Raw genomic sequence first — 16,546 nt, forward strand, 5'->3', positions numbered from 1 at the left:
TTTATAATTTATAAACTATTCTACATTTTCCACTCGTGTAATTTCAGGAACCTTTTCTTTAACTGTATTTTCTACGCCTAGCTTCATTGTAGAGAAACTTACAGGACACCCAGAGCAGTTACCTAGTAATTTCACATAGACTACAGTGTCTTCTATTTTGATGAGCTCTATATCTCCACCATCTTTGTTAAGAAAAGGGCGAATGCTTTCTAGTGCATTTTCTACTCTTACTTCTAGACTATTATTTTCCATCTTTATTTTAATTCTTTAAATATAATATGGTAATTATTTTTTTGGAGAACACCCTGCCATTGTAGTTATTTTAACGGCTTCTGTAGGAGGTAGATTCTTATTTCTTTCCACTAAGCTCTCTACCATTTTCTGAGTGGTTTCTGTATAGATTTCTGCGATTTTAGAACCATCTTGCAAAGCTGCTGGTCTTCCCACATCACCCGCTTCTCTTATACTTTGGATTAGAGGAATTTCGCCCAATACAGGTATGCCTAAATCTTCCGCCATATATTGTGCTCCTTGTTTACCAAAGATATAATACTTATTATCAGGTAATTCTTCTGGTGTAAAATAAGCCATATTCTCTATTAAACCTAAAACTGGAATATTGATACTTTCCATTTGGAACATTGCAATCCCTTTCTTAACATCTGCAAGAGCAATATGTTGTGGCGTACTTACAATAACAGCTCCCGTTATAGGTACTTCTTGTATGATAGAAAGATGAATATCACCAGTTCCTGGAGGTAGGTCTATCAATAAAAAATCTAATTCGCCCCAAGCAGCGTCTCTTAGCATTTGGTTGAGAGCTTTTGCAGCCATAGGACCTCTCCATACTACCGCTTGATTAGCTCCAGAAAAATAACCGATGGATAGCATTTTAACTCCATAATTTTCAATCGGCTTCATTAGATTTCTGCCGTTTTCTTCAACAGAAATAGGTTTTTGCCCTTCAGTATCAAACATAGTAGGTACAGATGGACCGTAGATGTCAGCATCTAGTAAACCTACTTTAAAGCCCATTTTAACTAAAGATATTGCAAGGTTGGCGGCTACTGTTGATTTTCCCACGCCACCTTTCCCAGATGCAATAGCGATGATGTTTTTTATGCCTGGAATTTCTTTTCCTTTAATCTGATTAAGTTGTGCTTCCGAAGGTTCAGGAGAAACGATTTTCAACTTTAAAACCACTTCTTCCCCAAATTCAGATGCAAAAGCTTGTTTCATTGCTGCTTCTAGCTTTTTTTTCTCATGCATTGCTGGAGAATGTGCCGTCATATCAATATAGACATCATTACCCATAACTTGGACGTTATTCACCAAGTCATCTACCTCAACCTCTTTTAAAAAAGCTAATACTCTATCTTTTTTTATCATTATTCTCTTTTTAGAAGTACAAATTTAAGGATTTATTTTTTGTAAGTGTTTTTCTTTTTATATGTTTTCTGTAGGTGCGTCTAGTTGTCCTTCCCATTTAGAAACAGCGGAAGTTGCTAGTGCGTTGCCTAGTACATTGGTCATACTTCTTCCCATATCACAAAAATGGTCTATTGGTAATATGAGAGCGATGCCTTCTGGTGGAATTCCAAACATAGAACAGGTAGCTACAATAATTACTAAACTAGCTCGAGGCACACCTGCAATCCCTTTGGAAGTAAGCATAAGAACCAAAAGCATTGTGATTTGTTGTCCAATAGACATATCTACCCCGTAAATTTGAGCAATAAAGATAGACGCAAAGGTCATATACATCATGCTCCCATCCAAATTAAACGAATACCCTAAAGGTAGTATAAAGGAGACTATTCTATTATTAGCCCCGAACTTTTCTAGTTCTTCTACAAGTTTCGGAAAAACAGCTTCAGAGCTGGTAGTTGAGAATGCAATAAGTAATGGCTCTTTGATTCTTTTTAATAAATCAAACAATCTGTTCCCAAGTATTAAATAACCAACGGCACATAGGACTAGCCAAAGGATACCCAATGCAAAGAAAAAGTCTCTTAGGTAAACTGCATAAACCATAAATATCTCAAAACCATTAGTAGCAACAACTGCAGCAATAGCACCCAGTACTCCCAATGGAGCTACCCACATAATGTAACCCACCATTTTAAGAATGGCATGAGCACAAATATCAAAAGCCTTTATAATTGGTTTAGAATGAGCTTCTCCTAACTGAGAAAGAGCCACCCCAAACATTATTGAAAATACTACGATTTGCAATACTTCATTAGTGGCAAAAGCTTCAAATAAACTTTTAGGAATAATATGCTTTACAAAATCTTCTAGTGAGAAGCCTTTACTGTTATTTACGATTTCTGCCGCCGCACTTGCATCTTGTACTGGGAGTTGAGTTACTTTACCTGGTTCTAGCCAATTTACAAATACAAGCCCTATCATTAGAGAAACTAAAGAAGCCGTTAAAAACCACAACATTGCTTTAGTACCTACTCTACCTATCATTTTTATATCACTCATTTTAGCAATACCCACTACCAAAGTGGTGAATACAAGCGGAGCAATAATCATCTGAACAAGTCTGATAAAAATGGTCCCTAGCAATTTTATGTTTTTGGAAAAGCCTTCTGCACTATCTGGATATTGCAAATGAACAAATCCGCCTAATCCGATTCCTATAATAAGCCCTAGTAATATTGCTATAAAAAGTTTATTTTGTCCTTTCATCTATAATGATTTTTTAGGTTGGAATGCAAATATAAACTTTTTTGGAGACTTAAATTAAAAACCCTTTCTCAGAAATATCTAAGAAAGGGGCATCAAATTATCTAGATTATTTTATCTAAGCTTTAAGGTATCTTGTGTAAGCATAACCTTCTTCACCATCTTTAGTTTTTACTTTCCACCAATCGTTGGAAGTCATCTCTACTAAAGTTACGGCTTCTCCCTTTGCAGCTTTACCTACAACTTCAGCTTCTGTAGAAGGTTCTTTGCGAAGGTTAAGGTTAGAGCTTTCTGTGATTACAGTAAGGCTAGCCCCTACTTCTAGCCCTTTTACTTGAACATCAATATTGATATCTGATGCTGTGAAACTTGGGTCAATAGCACCAAGGGCATTCCATACTAAATCTTTAGTTGCTGTAGATTGTGTACTACCACTAATGTATAGAATTCCGTCTTGCTCTTTTACAGATAAGTCTTGTACTCCTGCGTTTTGTGCAGCAGCTACTACACTTGAATATTTATCGGTTAATGACATAGTGTTTTAATTATTTTACGGTAAGTTGGTTATTGTATTTTCCTATTTTAAGAGCATCTACAGACTCTTTTATCTTTCTAGCATCTGAAGAAGGCACATTTCCTGTTAGTGTAAGCTCACCATTTACATCTTCTACTTTTACGCTAGGGAAATCTTTAGTAGCGTCTTTTACTTTTTGTAAAACTACTGCATCTACTTGATTTACTGCTACTGCAGGCTCTGGCGTTGCTATGGTGGTCATATCGTGAACATCTTTAATGCCAGGTATCGCTTTTAAAGACGCTATCATTTGGTCTTTTTCTGCTTGACTAGCAAATACACCACTTAAATGAGCTTGCCCATCTTTCACCTCAACTGAAGCCTGAGGGTTTGCTTTAACTACTTCTGTAGCTTTGGTAGAAAGTTCTGCGTCGTTAGGCTTTTTCTTGCACGAAACTGCCGTAAAAGACACTAAAATAGCTAATGCTGCTGTTTGAAAAATTTTTTTCATAAATTTTTAATGATTTTTAAAGTTTGTAAATTATAACAAATTTATACTTAGTTTTGCAAGCGTTATGCCAAAACGAAGATATAACTCCAAAGTTAGAAAAAAAAATAACATAAGCAAGAGAAACAAAAAAAAGATTTACAGGTGGATATTACTATTTGTAATGTCTATAGCCCTTATTGGTACAGGTATTTATATCAAAAATAAAGTCTTTTTCTATTATGCTATGTATTTTAAAAAGCATCAACATAAAAAACTAGAGAATTCCATTACAGAAACTAAACGAATAAATACTATCATTACTGAGTATCAGGATAAGGTATTTGGTATGGATATATCTCATTATCAAAGAAAAGAAGATATAGAATGGGATAGCCTAAGTATTGCAAATGATGCTATAAATATTGATTTTATCGTGCTAAGAGCTACGATGGGCAATAGTTCTAAGGACAAACATTTTGAATACTTTTGGACTCAAGCAAAAAAATATAATTATACAAGAGGAGCTTATCATTTTTATCGCCCAGACGAGGATCCTGTTTTACAAGCTAATAATTTTTTAGACCAAGTGAAACTAGAAAAAGGAGATCTTCGCCCAGTGCTAGATATAGAAAAAATACCTAGAAGAAAATCTGTAAAACAGTATAAAGAAGATATAAAGACTTGGCTTAAAATAGTAGAAGAAGCCTACGGAACTAAACCTATTATCTACACCTATTATCATTTTTATAAAGACTATTTAAGAGGTGATTTTGAAGGTTATCCTCTATGGTTGGCTAATTACAATCATGTTTTAGTACCTTCGGAAGAAGATAATTGGTTGTTTTGGCAGTTTACAGAAAAAGGCATTGTAAAAGGCATCAATGTAAAAGTAGATCTCAATGTCTTCAATGGAAATTCTTGGGAGTTTGACAAAATGAAATTAGATTAGATTCAATCAAAAAAAGGAAGGTAACTCCATGGGGTTACCTTCCTTTTTAATGAAAAACTATATTAGATTAGTGCGTTTTATTATAAGCTAATTCTTACACCCACATTTACAAATCTTGGCATACCTGGTCTGTATCCTGAAGGATTAAGTGAGGATAAATAGGTTTGGTTAAGTAGATTTTGAGCGTTAGCATAAACAGTTGCATTTCTGTTTACCTTGTAAGAAATAGAGGCGTCTAGTATGTTCATAGATGGAACTAGATTAGCCTCTGGTATAGACCCTTGCCAAACCTTATTGCTAAAATCACCTCTGTATCTCCAAATAGCAGAGAATCTAAAGTTTTTGATGTTCGCTCCCGCTTCTATACTTAGTTGTTCTTTAGGAATAAATGGTAGAGCATCACCTTCTTTAATTGCTCCAAATACTTGAGATTGGAAATCTTTCTTAAATGAAGAATCTATGTAAGTATAATTGACAGAAACAGGGAAGTTAATTTCACTATCTTTTCCGCTGATGGTGTATCTTAATTGTGCTTCTATACCTCTTATCAACACTTCTCCTGCATTGTATAAATCGCCTTGCCCTGTGTTGCCACCCATAACATTGGTATCTGCACCTAGTAGGTTAGAATAATCGTTGATGTAGCCTATCAATTCAGCGTCTACAAAGTTGTTATTAAATCTTGTTCCTAGTTCGTAGTTCCAACTTCTTTCTTCCTTTTGTCCTTGTTGAATTCCTGGAGGCGAAAACCCTTTGTGAACACTACCGAACACTTTTAAACCATCATTTATTTTATAAAGTAAGGATAGCCCTGGTATCCAAGATTCTACTTTGTTAGTCGTAGTTTTTAAATCTTTACCCGTTCTATCCGCATCAGAACGCCCATAGTTTCTTTGTCTTAGAGTGATGTTTTCATATCTTACCCCTGCAGTGGCAACAAGAGCTCCAAACTCTTGTTGATATTGAAGATAAGAGGCTGTAGCATTAGCATCTTCTATTCTATTGTCTTGAGAGCCTGCATTTCCTCGTTTTTTTAGTGCTAAACCTTGTGATGTAGAAAGATATTCATCATCTGCTTGAAAACGGTCTTGGCTGTCGTAGTGGTATCTCGCCCCAAAGCGAACCATTCCCGTTTTACCTAAATGATAATGTCCGTTGAACTGAAGCCCTTGTGAAATATAATCTCTATCGTTATGTCTTATATAAATAGTATTATCTGCATTGTAAGCTCCTTTTAAAGCCAGCATTTCGTTAGAGTTATCAGCCATTTCTAAAGCATTAGAAAGCCCTACTTTGTTACCTCCAGCTTTAACATCATTCACTTTGTACCAATTTCTTTTAACTTCATTTCTATAAGCATCAAAATTTAAGTGAAGTTTTTTACTAGGTTCTATTTGATAAGACAACAAATATTGCCGTTGATTAACTTCGATATTATCCAGTTCCGATGATAAGTAACGCTGATATGCATTTCTATTGAAATCTCGTTTAGAAATTCCCATATAAGTTTCATTAGAGTTTTGCTTAGAGGCTTGGAACTTCAATTGAAGTTTATTAGGAATAGCGGCATCAGAATTATCGTACAACAATTTTATCATACCATCATTAAGTGCAAATCCGGTATTTTTCCCATTTGGGAGTTCTTTAAAACCATCAGAATTATTAGTAAAATATTCTACTAAATATCCAAACTTACCAATTTTATCTCCTACATGAGTATGTACTTTATAGGTGTTGAAACTACCATAAGAGGCATTTAAAAACCCTGAAAACTTATTAGGCACTTGGGTAGAAAGCATATTCATACTCCCTCCAATAGTGTTGGGACCATACATAATTTGTCCACTACTTTTAAGAATTTCTACACCAGCCATTCTTCCCATAGTAGGGAAGTAGTAAGCTGCAGGTGCTACGTAAGGAGCAGGTGCAGCTAAAACACCATCTTCCATTAAATTGATAGACGAACTTCTAAGCGAAGAAGCTCCTCTAATGATAATGTTAGGACGCAACCCAAAACCTTCCTCCTCTACCACATGAACTCCCGTTTTTCCCATAAGCACACGGTTAACATCGGAGTAATTATATTTTTGTAACTCTTTAGTACCAATGTAGATGAACGAACTTGCTTTTTCATTTTTGTCTTTATTGGTAAAAATGGTTTGTGACTGAATAACGACTTCGTCTATAGTACGTGAATTTAAAGAATCTGCTTCTTGAGCAAATGAGGTCGCCGAAGCTAATAGTATAAGAGGTAAAAATTGTTTTTTCATTGCAATTTATTTAGAATTGTTAAATGTTTTTACAAAGTTATAATATCTGAATAATTACACAAAATCTATTTAGGATAATTCTAAATAAAGGAAAGACACTATATTTAATTGATTGAAAAACAAATGATTTATAACCGATGATTTTTATCATATCTTTATATAACAAAATCGGGCTATCTCTATGAAATAGCCCGATTTTGTTATTTTTAAATAAAATTATTTTACTTCTTTGCAGTAGATAGTTTGTTTAAAGCATCTACTATCTGCATATCTATATTACCTATAGCTGCAGGACTAGCCACTTTACCATCTTTATCTATTACGACAGCACTCGGTAATTTAAATCCATAAATACCAAATTTATCAGCAGTTTCAGAATTCATACCGTTTTTAGCATACAAGCTTTCCACTTTTAATCCTTTAAACATAGCAGCTTCAGTCTTTTTGAACTGGTCTTCAGTATCATCTAGATTTATCATTACCAAATTAACTTTGCCTCCATATTGAGTTGCAAGTTGCTTTACAGAAGGAGTAAGACTTTCAGATACATAAGGATTCCAAGAAGCATAAAATACTAAAACACTTGGTTTACCCTCATATTTAGATAAACTCACTTTTTCTCCTTTATTATTAACTAAATCAACGCTAGGAGCTTTCTGCCCAACTTCAATACCTTGTATAGCGAGTTTAACTTTTTCTAACTCTTTCTTTATCTGGTTGTCTTTAATAGATTTATTAACCACTTCCATTACTTGCTTAATTCTTGGGTGTTGAGGTTGTAAATCGTATTGTGTTGCAATAAAAGCAATTAGGTGGTCTTTCGTATATTGGTCAATATCTTTTTTGCCTTCTATATACTTAACAAAGGCTTCAGTGGTAGAGATTTCTTTGTTTTGAAGTGTATTCATAAAGTTGGTAAACCCTTCTTGACTCTTAATAAGTAAGTAGCTTCTATAAGTAGGCAGAGTTTTTATCCACTTTTTCTCATCTCCTTTTAGACCGTCTTGATATTTTGTAAATTCAGCTGAAGGCTTGAAGCTAGGATTCCCAGTAGCTACACCGTGCATAGCCGCATACTGTTCGGTAATCATTAGTAGGTTTACTTTCATCTCGTCTGATTTCCATTCTACTACTTCAGAATCTGGCTTTGTTTTAGACTTAAGCTCTTCTATTTTCTTATCTACATCTGTTTGTATTTTTTTAACTGCTGCAATGAACTCTTTTTCGGGTTTAGACATAAGTTGCATATCTATCTTGCTCATATAACCCTCTATATAAGATTGCATTTGAGTAAGAAACTCATTGTTTTTTTCGCCATCTCCTAAGATTTTCATTTTTCTAGGAAATTCTGTAGCATCAGCCGTAATTTTAATATTATCTCCTTTTTTAAGATATATAAAATTCATCTGCCTTGCGTAGGTTATTAGATAAATGCCGTCTTCCTCTATTTTTGGCGTTGCGGAAAAGTTGCCTTTAGCATCTACTCCTATATTCATAATAGGCAACGAGCTGGCACTAGATACATTGATGAGTTCTATCCTATCCAAAGGAGAAGCATTTTTAAGCGTGCCCGAAATTTGAACTTCATTTTTAGAACAAGATACCATTAGAATGGCAAAAAGTACTAACAAAAGATATTTTTTCATAGATATAAATGATTATTTTTTACAATCGCAAAGGTAGTTAATAAAACTCGGTAAAAAAATAGGTACAGAGAAATGAACATTTTTTTAACGACCTCATTGATTGCTGATTTGGAATTTAATAAAAAAGGCTTATAAAAAATAAAAATTAACTATTATTGCATTTAATGTTTATAATATCTATGTTTAAAAAATGTATTTTAATTATTACACTATTGTCATTTATATGCATTGGTGCACAAGCGTATAAAAGTGATTCATTACGCGGAAGTTTTACTTATCTATTGAAGTCCAAACCTAATAATTTGTACCCCGAAAATATTTATCAAGAGCTGTTTTCTCTTCAAGTTAGTGATAATCGCTCATTTTTTATTAGTGAAAACTTATTAAAGTATGATTCTATTTTTACTAATGAAATGAATACAGCTATCAGAAGTGATTCAAAATCTGTTAATTTTAGTGGTAAATCATTTCCAAAAACGAATTCTAAATTCTTAATCGTGCAAGAAAATGATAAAACTATTTTCTATGGAACTGTAGGAACTTCTGTTCTTTCTTATCACGAATCTAAAATCAATAGCTGGAAATTAGTTGATGAAACAAAACTAGTTAACTCTTTTAGTTGTAAAAAAGCAGAGTTAAGATTTAAGGGCAGAGATTGGATTGCTTGGTACTCTGCTGAAATTCCTTTCCCTTATGGACCTTATAAGTTTGGAGGACTACCGGGTTTGATTATAAAAATGACGGACAAAAAAGGTGAGTACGATTTTGAGTTAGTAAAATCATTACCTAGTCGAGATTTAAAAGGAAAGATAGTAGGTATAAACAAAAAACGCTATGATAATTCTATATCTGTTACAAAGCAGGAGTTAGAGGTTACGAAAGATAGTTTTAGGAAGAACTTATTACAATCAATGAAAAATGATGGTGTTGTTCTCTCACCTGAGCAAACCACTGCATTGAGAGAAAAACAAAAAAGAGATGAGTTGGAAAAGAAAGGATACAATCCTATTGAGTTAGAAAATTAGTACATTATTGATAAAAATAAGTCTATTACAATGTAATAGACTTATTTTTTATAAACCTCCTCATCTAGTAGCTTTTGGAAATAATCTTGCAAAAGCTGTCTTTGTTTTTGAGAAAGTTGTGCTTCTGGGTGTTGTGCCACATAGCCTTTTAGTGGCATTTCGTGGCGTTTTATAGTTTCTATACTTCCTTCCAAAGCTCCTTTTTTTAGATATTCGTTATAAGTATTCCACACGGAGAAGTTAAGGTGCTTTCTTCCTTCGTTAATGTGGTGTTTTATGCTCCAAGATATAGGTGCAATGTAGGCATAGCTAGGGTATTTAGTTTCGTTAGAATGGCAGTCGTAACAAGCTTTTTTTAAAAGCACTTCTACCTCTTTAGGCGTATTTTCCATCCTTACGAAATTATCCTTTTCGTTTACTGGAGGGTTAGTGCGGTCTATTGGGATAAGTTGTATCAGTAACAGACCTAATACAGTCCACAAAGCTATTTTAAATATTTTTCTCATTAGTTTTCTTTCTAGTTGTTTTCGGTTGTTGATACTTCTTGTTTGGGAAGTTCCCAATCTTCTACCAAATCCCATAGCTGTCTGGCTTCTATTTTCTTAGGGAAAACAAAGTAATCTTCGGCAGGAGTATTAGTCGCTAAATCAGCGGTATCCCAAATGCCGTTACCGTTATTATCTACTAAGAGTCTTACATAATAAGTGCTAGGTTTCAGTTCTGTGAATTTATGTTCCGCTTCGGTAGTTTTTCTGCTAGATAATACTTTGTTTTGCTGGTCTAGAAGTTCTATCCAAAAGGGAGCAGACGGTTTATTTTTAAGCCTTATTGTTACAGAACCATAGTTTTGGGGCGAGTCTGCCTCGAATTCAAAAACATAAGGTTTAGCATTAGACTTATAGAAAGAACTTACACTTTCCTTCGGAATAAATAAGTGGTATTTTTTTTCTTTTTGAAAATCACTTTCAATAATGATGGTATTGGGTGAAGTTTCAGCTATTTTAGCTTTAAAAGGTTGTTGATGAGTAGAATCTACCTTTAGTTCCCATTGTTGGGTGTTGAGTTCTTTTAACTCCATATTAGCTGTAATCTTAAATGGGTGATTGGGCGGAAGTAAATGTCCCTCATTATTTTTAAGCGTAAATTCTTCCTTAGGATTGGTACGATAGAATATCTGAACGGTATCTTTTTTTACCTTGGTATCATAACTGAATTTGAGGTTAGTCCCTTGGGTGGAGCTTAAATTTTCCTTTTGGGCATCAAACCAAACTCTTACAGAATCTGAAAACTTCTGATGAGAAACTTTATAATCTTGTACTAGACCTGTAATTTCCTTCACTTCTATTTTTTCGGGTTTACCTTCAAAAAGGAGTAAAAGACCTCCATCTATGGCTTTTATTTCTTTATATTTTATCTCTTTTTTAGGTGGATAAAGCGTGAGTTTAAGCCCAGAAACACCTTTAGTAATATTAAGTTCATCTTTAATAAAACCTAGATTTTCTTTACCTTTATCATACACCGAGTTCATATTCTCATCATCAAAAGCGATGACTTTATACTTGCCTTGAGCTAGATATTCTAACTCAAAATAGCCGTCCTTATCAGCTTTAGTAATGTAGTAAGGTTTTTCTCTAAAATTGATACTATCCGAAACCTTATAAAGCCCCACCACTATATTAGATTTAGACTGAGCCTCACTGTTCGTAGATAGAGCGTTTTGTGCCGTTCCTGCAAGGTAGAGACTATCCAATTTTTCCCCAGTAGAAAAAGCAAAATTAAAATATGGCAAAATATTACCTTCGTTATTATCTACAATGGCATTACCAAAATTAAAGCTGTAAGTGGTATTGGCTTGTAGAGTATCTCCCCACTGTATCAATACATATTTGTTGGCAAGATTAGAAGGGATAATCTTCTTTATATTTTTAATAGGTGGCGAAATAATGAGCTGTTTCTGAATATCTTTTAAATTGACATATTCGTCAAAATCCAGTCTTAACTCTCTTATAAGTAGAGGCACTTTGGTTCTAGAACTGTCTATATTAGCTCCTAAAAAACGAGGAGCCAAAGTATCCTTATCCCCTCCCACAGGAGCCCCTACTCTGGCACAAGAGTGCATTATAAGACTAAGGATAAGCAGAAAAAAAACTTTTTTCATTTTCTTTTATTTAGGCAAAAGTAAGGTTTTTAAACAAGATGAATGCTTAAAATATCTCTTCGTGAAAGTCTTCTATTTTAGAAACTTCCACAATCTTTATATCGTGTTTTTTCTTTGGTATCTTATTTTGTTTAGAAACAAAAATTTTATGATAGCCTAATTTTTCGGCTTCGGAGATGCGTTTTTCTATTTGTGGCACAGGACGAATTTCTCCACTAAGACCAATTTCCCCAGCAAAACAATAATGCTCCGACACTGCAACATCCTCGTTGGAAGATAAGATAGCAGCTACCACAGCCAAATCTAGAGCGGGGTCGTCTGTTTTAATACCTCCTGTAATGTTTAAAAATACATCTTTAGCTCCGAGCTGAAAACCAGAGCGTTTCTCTAAAACTGCCAAAAGCATATTGAGTCTTTTAGCATCAAACCCCGTAGAACTTCTCTGTGGTGTACCATACACGGCTGTACTTACAAGGGCTTGTATTTCTAGCAACATAGGGCGGTTACCTTCTAGCGTTACTGCCACCGCATTCCCTGAAAATTCCTCAGATTTTTTAGTAATAAGCACTTCCGAAGGATTTTTAATTTCTTTCAATCCTGCCGAAATCATCTCATAAATACCAATCTCCGCCGTAGAACCAAAACGATTTTTATTTGCTCTTAAAAGTCTAAACAAATGGTTTTTATCACCATCAAAATTAAGAACTACATCTACCATATGCTCCAATACTTTTGGTCCAGCTATTTGTCCATCTTTAGTAATGTGTCCCACTAAAAAAACAGGCGTGTTAGTCGCTTTTGCAAACTTTATAACTTCCGAAGCACATTCTCTAATCTGAGATACCGTACCTGGGGAACTCTCCATCACCTGCGAGTGCAGAGTTTGTATGGAATCCACAATCATAAAATCAGGCTGAAGTTTTTTGGCTTCGTGTAAAATTTTCTCTATTGAAGTTTCGGTGTATAAAAAACAATTCGGATTTTGGAGTTCCGTTAGTCTATCTGCTCTCATTTTGATTTGAGAGGCACTTTCTTCCCCAGAAACATAGAGGATTTTTTTCTTCATTTTAAGGGCTAATTGCAATAGTAGTGTAGATTTCCCTATACCTGGTTCTCCGCCAATAAGAGTTACCGAACCTAAAACAATACCGCCACCCAAAACTCTGTTAAGTTCTTCGCTTGGAGTTTTAATGCGTTGTTCAGCTTGTGTTTCTACTTCTATGATATTGATGAGGTGTTGTCTTCCAAAATCTCCTGCATAATTTTTAGAGGTTGTTTTTTCTGCAATCTCTTCCACTAAAGTATTCCATTGTCCACAATTTTGGCATTGCCCGTGCCATTTGGAATGTTGTGAACCACAATTCTGACAATAATATACTGTTTTTAATTTAGCCACTTCTGAAGGTCTATTAAAAATGAAAACGCAATTTACAAAATAAATTTTCTTAAATTAGCAAAGCGTAGAATATAAATCTAAAGTCAATAAAAAATGGAAGCTTTTGTAAATTCAGAAATTAAAAATCATATTGCACATATTACTTTTGGAACGCCTAAAAGTAACTCTTTGCCAAGGCATATTTTAGAACAATTAGCTCAAACTATTTTATCCGAAGGAGCGAAAGAAGAAGTAAAGGCAATATTACTTAAATCTTACGGAGAAAAAGCATTTTGTGCAGGTGCAAGCTTTGATGAGTTGCTAGAAATTGATAATCTAGAGGCTTCTGAAAGATTTTTTGGAGGTTTTGCTAAGGTATTAAACGCTATGAAGAATTGTGGCAAAATAGTAGTTGTAAGAGTTCAGGGTAAGGTTACAGGTGGTGGCGTGGGCATTGCTTGTGCGGCAGACTATTGCTTCGCTACAAAAGAAGCTGCCTTAGCACTTACAGAAATTAATTTAGGAATTGGTCCATTTGTTATTGGTCCATTTGTGGAGCGAAAGATAGGAAAATCACAGTTTTCTGCAATGTCCTTAGATACAGAGTTTAGAAGTGCCGAATGGGCGGAAAGAAATCACATCTACCATCACATTTCGGAAAATATAATTTCTATGGACGAGAAATTAGAAGTATTTTTGAAACAGTTGTCGGAAAGGAGCACAGACGCATTGGCTCTCATTAAAAAAGTATCTTGGGAAGGAACAGAGTATTTTGATAGCATTATGCCTGACCGAATTCTAATGAGTGCAAGTCTAGTATTAGAGGCTACTGCAAAAGAAAGCATACAAAAGATTAAAGCACGATTAGCTAAAAAATAACAATCAAAAAACTCATTTGAAGATAAAATAAATCGCCCCAAATTTTGAAATTTGGGGCGATGTTTATTAAATAAAATATTACTTCTTGATAAATTTCTTAGTAACCTCACCGTTTTTCGTCATCATATTTAATATATACACACCTGGTGTCAAACCTGATATATCAATAGATTGTGAAAAATTACTCTTTATGGTTTGGACTAACCTTCCAGACATATCATACATATACACAGGAGAAGTAATTAAATGAGGATTAACAAAAGTAATACTAGAAGTTACCAAGGCATCTTGCAACGCAACCTCACCCGATGGCTTATCAATAGACTGAGTCGTTAATACAATCTCCGTATATCCAGAAACCATAATGCTATAATTTTGAGTTTGGGCTTCAGTGCCTGAATTATCAAGTATCTTACCTTTATGAGACACTTCTACCCTATACGTTCCCGAAGCTGGGGTATCTATTAAAATTTGTTCCACATTATCTACTGTATTATCTCCTTTAGTAGCTGCAGCCATTGGACTATTGATATTCAACTTCCAAGGGTAATACACCTCCTCTGTTTTTTCATTGATGATTCTTAAATCCAAATCATTTACTAATTTAGAAGTTCTATTGTTATGGGCATCTCCGTAAGTTTCAGGAATTTTTTTATACGAAGGATCTACCCAGCTTATAGTCGCCTTAAGTGATTGCTTACCGTCGGTACTCAATGTAACAACATCCTTATCTCCGTTTTTCAGTTGCTTAGTTTCAAAAATAATTTCGTCGTTACTTTTCTTTACAAGAAGTTCTGCTCCTTTTTGTGCATTAGCAAATCCCCAACCAAACCAAGCATCTGGACCTACATTTCCTGCTTCGTCCGCCGAATGTACCAAAAGTGTTTTCGCCGATGCTGCATCTAAGCTATTACCACTAAACAAATCTTTATAAATTTGTATCCACAGCCCTATAATCCCTGTAACTTGAGGAGCTGAATAAGAAGTTCCACTTCCATAAGCCCACTCATTACTTCCTGTACTAGATGACGATGCAGAAAAAATATCACTCCCCACACCTGCAATATCAGGTTTTACAGCACCATCATCTCTAGGACCTGCACTACTATAATCAGCTTTTACTACATTGGTAGATTGACTATATCTTTTATTATTTGAGGTTATTTTTTCCGTAGCACTAACTACTATAATATTTTTAGCCAAAGAACCAGGTCCTATACAGTCATAACCTTCAGAACAGTTATTACTAGGTAAAGTATCAGCCTGCGTAAACTGAACATAATTTCCATTATCATCTTCATAATAAGAGTTTAGACTGGTACCTGAAGGACCATCACCAAAGGAATTCCCTGCTGATTTAACTAAAATCATAGAAGGATTTTCATAAACTATATCATCATATTTTTGATCATTACTAAGATAGGCTCCATTCAAATCATAAGACAATTTAGTTGCTGTATCATAAGCACCTCCCCAGTAGAAACCTTCTCCCATTTCACCTGCCTCTTCGTAACTCCAACCTGGATTTATACCATACGAATGGTTAGAAAGATAGGCCTTAGAAAGTAATATTTTTTGATATACTGTTTTATCCGCACTCTCCCCATCTAAAGTAGAGGTCATAAAATTATAACTATCAAAAGTAGCTTTAGGCATAATCCCTTTAGTATTGCCAGAAATAGTCCCATCACCTATAGTATGTCCTATACCTCCCATCATACTAGTAACTGCTGTTGCGTGTGCACTATAATCTGAAGAAATTTGTTCTTTATTAGTTATTCTGGTGCTTGCTTGTAGTACCTCCAAAGTCATCGTGTTTCTCATAGACTTTCCCTCCGTCAAACACAGATACCTTTATGTTTTCCCCATTATAACTTTTTGCAAGTCCTGAAACTCTACCATCTTGAATAAAATCTGCATTAGAATTCTGTATCTGGTCTAAATCTTTAGCATTAAAAAAGTAAGGCTTACCAGCAAAAAAGAAATCAATTTTTTTCCTTTTACTAAATAGCTTACTTTCTAATTTTTTTACTGCTACTGTAGAAAAATTTTTATCTAAAGTTTTATTAGAAAGCAATTTACTTTTATAAAAATCAAATTTTGAAAACAGGTCATTTTTATCCTGTTCTAATTTTTTCTCAAGAGATGTGTTTTGGTTTTGAGCAGCAATAACTCCACTAAAACCTACATAAATTACAAATATAATTTTTTTCATTTCATTTTTTTTCACTCACAAAGGTAGTTATTTATTATTAAGTTTCTAATTTTAACTTTAAATAAATTATAAACTTCTATATCTGAACACTCCAAACAAAAAAAGCCTCTAGCATTACTGCTAGAGGCTTTTCAAAAATAAAAACTGGCGGCGACCTACTCTCCCACTTTCGTAGTACCATCGGCGCTGGTGGGCTTAACTTCTGTGTTCGGAATGGGAACAGGTGAGCCCCACCGCTAAAACCACCCTAAAGTTCTTTATATAAAAATTAGTGTGTCCTAATTCTTTTTATCGGTAATTTTCATCACAAAGACAAAACCTTGCTCGCACT

The 16,546-nt window shown here is 34.4% G+C and carries 15 protein-coding genes and 1 rRNA gene; 3 read left to right on the forward strand and 13 right to left on the reverse strand.

Annotation, left to right across the window (positions count from 1 at the left end):
• Positions 1 to 15 precede the first annotated feature (15 nt).
• From RA0C_RS04990 to RA0C_RS05010, 5 genes are all read right to left on the reverse strand, one after another.
• Positions 16 to 252 carry a NifU family protein gene (locus RA0C_RS04990; protein WP_004918179.1) on the reverse strand — a complete coding sequence of 79 codons (237 nt, stop codon included), beginning with the start codon at positions 250 to 252 and terminating at the stop codon, positions 16 to 18.
• A gap of 33 nt (positions 253 to 285) precedes the next feature.
• Entirely contained in the window at positions 286 to 1,389 is a 1,104-nt protein-coding gene (locus tag RA0C_RS04995) for an Mrp/NBP35 family ATP-binding protein (RefSeq protein WP_004918177.1), read from the reverse strand.
• Between the two features lie 57 nt (positions 1,390 to 1,446).
• Positions 1,447 to 2,697, reverse strand: coding sequence for a dicarboxylate/amino acid:cation symporter (locus tag RA0C_RS05000; RefSeq protein WP_004918175.1), 1,251 nt, complete (start codon positions 2,695 to 2,697; stop codon positions 1,447 to 1,449).
• Positions 2,698 to 2,812: 115 nt separating this feature from the next.
• Positions 2,813 to 3,229, reverse strand: coding sequence for an SH3 domain-containing protein (locus tag RA0C_RS05005; protein ID WP_004918173.1), 417 nt, complete (start codon positions 3,227 to 3,229; stop codon positions 2,813 to 2,815).
• A gap of 10 nt (positions 3,230 to 3,239) precedes the next feature.
• On the reverse strand, positions 3,240 to 3,719 hold the full coding sequence (locus RA0C_RS05010; RefSeq protein ID WP_004918171.1) for a BON domain-containing protein: 480 nt from the start codon (positions 3,717 to 3,719) through the stop codon (positions 3,240 to 3,242).
• Positions 3,720 to 3,783: 64 nt separating this feature from the next.
• Here RA0C_RS05010 and RA0C_RS05015 point away from each other — a divergent pair, with 64 nt between their 5' ends.
• Positions 3,784 to 4,647 (forward strand): glycoside hydrolase family 25 protein, encoded by an 864-nt coding sequence (locus RA0C_RS05015; RefSeq protein WP_004918169.1) that lies wholly within the window; start codon positions 3,784 to 3,786, stop codon positions 4,645 to 4,647.
• 80 nt (positions 4,648 to 4,727) lie between these two features.
• Here the strand turns inward: RA0C_RS05015 and RA0C_RS05020 are convergent, their stop codons facing one another.
• Together RA0C_RS05020 and RA0C_RS05025 are read right to left on the reverse strand one after the other, a co-directional pair.
• Positions 4,728 to 6,917, reverse strand: a complete 2,190-nt coding sequence (locus RA0C_RS05020) for a TonB-dependent receptor family protein (RefSeq protein WP_013446923.1) — start codon at positions 6,915 to 6,917, stop codon at positions 4,728 to 4,730.
• 221 nt (positions 6,918 to 7,138) lie between these two features.
• The gene (locus RA0C_RS05025; protein WP_013446924.1) at positions 7,139 to 8,563 is read right to left on the reverse strand and encodes a TlpA family protein disulfide reductase; all 1,425 of its coding nucleotides are present in this window, start codon (positions 8,561 to 8,563) and stop codon (positions 7,139 to 7,141) included.
• A 179-nt stretch (positions 8,564 to 8,742) separates the two neighbouring features.
• On the opposite strand from RA0C_RS05025, the gene RA0C_RS05030 reads away from it, so the two are divergent.
• A complete protein-coding gene (locus RA0C_RS05030; RefSeq protein ID WP_017686105.1) occupies positions 8,743 to 9,588 on the forward strand; it encodes a GLPGLI family protein in 846 nt (281 codons plus the stop codon).
• A gap of 41 nt (positions 9,589 to 9,629) precedes the next feature.
• Here the strand turns inward: RA0C_RS05030 and RA0C_RS05035 are convergent, their stop codons facing one another.
• From RA0C_RS05035 to radA, 3 genes are read right to left on the reverse strand one after another with little or no spacing between them, the layout of a single operon-like run.
• Positions 9,630 to 10,094, reverse strand: a complete 465-nt coding sequence (locus RA0C_RS05035) for a heme-binding domain-containing protein (protein WP_004918163.1) — start codon at positions 10,092 to 10,094, stop codon at positions 9,630 to 9,632.
• 11 nt (positions 10,095 to 10,105) lie between these two features.
• Positions 10,106 to 11,746: an Ig-like domain-containing protein gene (locus RA0C_RS05040; RefSeq protein WP_004918161.1), complete on the reverse strand. Its 1,641-nt coding sequence runs from the start codon at positions 11,744 to 11,746 to the stop codon at positions 10,106 to 10,108.
• Between the two features lie 46 nt (positions 11,747 to 11,792).
• Positions 11,793 to 13,142: a DNA repair protein RadA gene (gene radA / locus RA0C_RS05045; protein ID WP_013446925.1), complete on the reverse strand. Its 1,350-nt coding sequence runs from the start codon at positions 13,140 to 13,142 to the stop codon at positions 11,793 to 11,795.
• 93 nt (positions 13,143 to 13,235) lie between these two features.
• On the opposite strand from radA, the gene RA0C_RS05050 reads away from it, so the two are divergent.
• Positions 13,236 to 14,000, forward strand: coding sequence for an enoyl-CoA hydratase/isomerase family protein (locus RA0C_RS05050; RefSeq protein ID WP_004918157.1), 765 nt, complete (start codon positions 13,236 to 13,238; stop codon positions 13,998 to 14,000).
• A 78-nt stretch (positions 14,001 to 14,078) separates the two neighbouring features.
• Here the strand turns inward: RA0C_RS05050 and RA0C_RS05055 are convergent, their stop codons facing one another.
• The 3 genes from RA0C_RS05055 to rrf all read right to left on the reverse strand — a co-directional run bounded on the left by RA0C_RS05055 (position 14,079) and on the right by rrf (position 16,465).
• A complete protein-coding gene (locus RA0C_RS05055; protein ID WP_231919859.1) occupies positions 14,079 to 15,824 on the reverse strand; it encodes a S8 family peptidase in 1,746 nt (581 codons plus the stop codon).
• Positions 15,772 to 16,215 carry a hypothetical protein gene (locus tag RA0C_RS10550; protein WP_014411269.1) on the reverse strand — a complete coding sequence of 148 codons (444 nt, stop codon included), beginning with the start codon at positions 16,213 to 16,215 and terminating at the stop codon, positions 15,772 to 15,774. The genes RA0C_RS05055 and RA0C_RS10550 overlap by 53 nt, the downstream gene beginning before the upstream one ends.
• A gap of 142 nt (positions 16,216 to 16,357) precedes the next feature.
• Positions 16,358 to 16,465 (reverse strand): 5S ribosomal RNA (gene rrf / locus RA0C_RS05060).
• Positions 16,466 to 16,546: the final 81 nt, after the last annotated feature.

Source organism: Riemerella anatipestifer ATCC 11845 = DSM 15868 (genome assembly GCF_000252855.1).
Taxonomy (GTDB): Bacteria; Bacteroidota; Bacteroidia; order Flavobacteriales; family Weeksellaceae; genus Riemerella; species Riemerella anatipestifera.

Coding starts and splice junctions, on each gene's coding strand:
- RA0C_RS05000 (WP_004918175.1), bottom strand. CDS start 2,697: ATGAAAGGACAAAATAAACTTTTTATAGCAATATTACTAGGGCTTATT.
- RA0C_RS05040 (WP_004918161.1), bottom strand. CDS start 11,746: ATGAAAAAAGTTTTTTTTCTGCTTATCCTTAGTCTTATAATGCACTCT.
- RA0C_RS05030 (WP_017686105.1), top strand. CDS start 8,743: ATGTTTAAAAAATGTATTTTAATTATTACACTATTGTCATTTATATGC.
- RA0C_RS05050 (WP_004918157.1), top strand. CDS start 13,236: ATGGAAGCTTTTGTAAATTCAGAAATTAAAAATCATATTGCACATATT.
- RA0C_RS05010 (WP_004918171.1), bottom strand. CDS start 3,719: ATGAAAAAAATTTTTCAAACAGCAGCATTAGCTATTTTAGTGTCTTTT.
- RA0C_RS05035 (WP_004918163.1), bottom strand. CDS start 10,094: ATGAGAAAAATATTTAAAATAGCTTTGTGGACTGTATTAGGTCTGTTA.
- RA0C_RS05015 (WP_004918169.1), top strand. CDS start 3,784: ATGCCAAAACGAAGATATAACTCCAAAGTTAGAAAAAAAAATAACATA.
- RA0C_RS05020 (WP_013446923.1), bottom strand. CDS start 6,917: ATGAAAAAACAATTTTTACCTCTTATACTATTAGCTTCGGCGACCTCA.
- RA0C_RS05005 (WP_004918173.1), bottom strand. CDS start 3,229: ATGTCATTAACCGATAAATATTCAAGTGTAGTAGCTGCTGCACAAAAC.
- RA0C_RS04995 (WP_004918177.1), bottom strand. CDS start 1,389: ATGATAAAAAAAGATAGAGTATTAGCTTTTTTAAAAGAGGTTGAGGTA.
- RA0C_RS10550 (WP_014411269.1), bottom strand. CDS start 16,215: ATGAAAAAAATTATATTTGTAATTTATGTAGGTTTTAGTGGAGTTATT.
- RA0C_RS05055 (WP_231919859.1), bottom strand. CDS start 15,824: ATGAGAAACACGATGACTTTGGAGGTACTACAAGCAAGCACCAGAATA.
- RA0C_RS04990 (WP_004918179.1), bottom strand. CDS start 252: ATGGAAAATAATAGTCTAGAAGTAAGAGTAGAAAATGCACTAGAAAGC.
- RA0C_RS05025 (WP_013446924.1), bottom strand. CDS start 8,563: ATGAAAAAATATCTTTTGTTAGTACTTTTTGCCATTCTAATGGTATCT.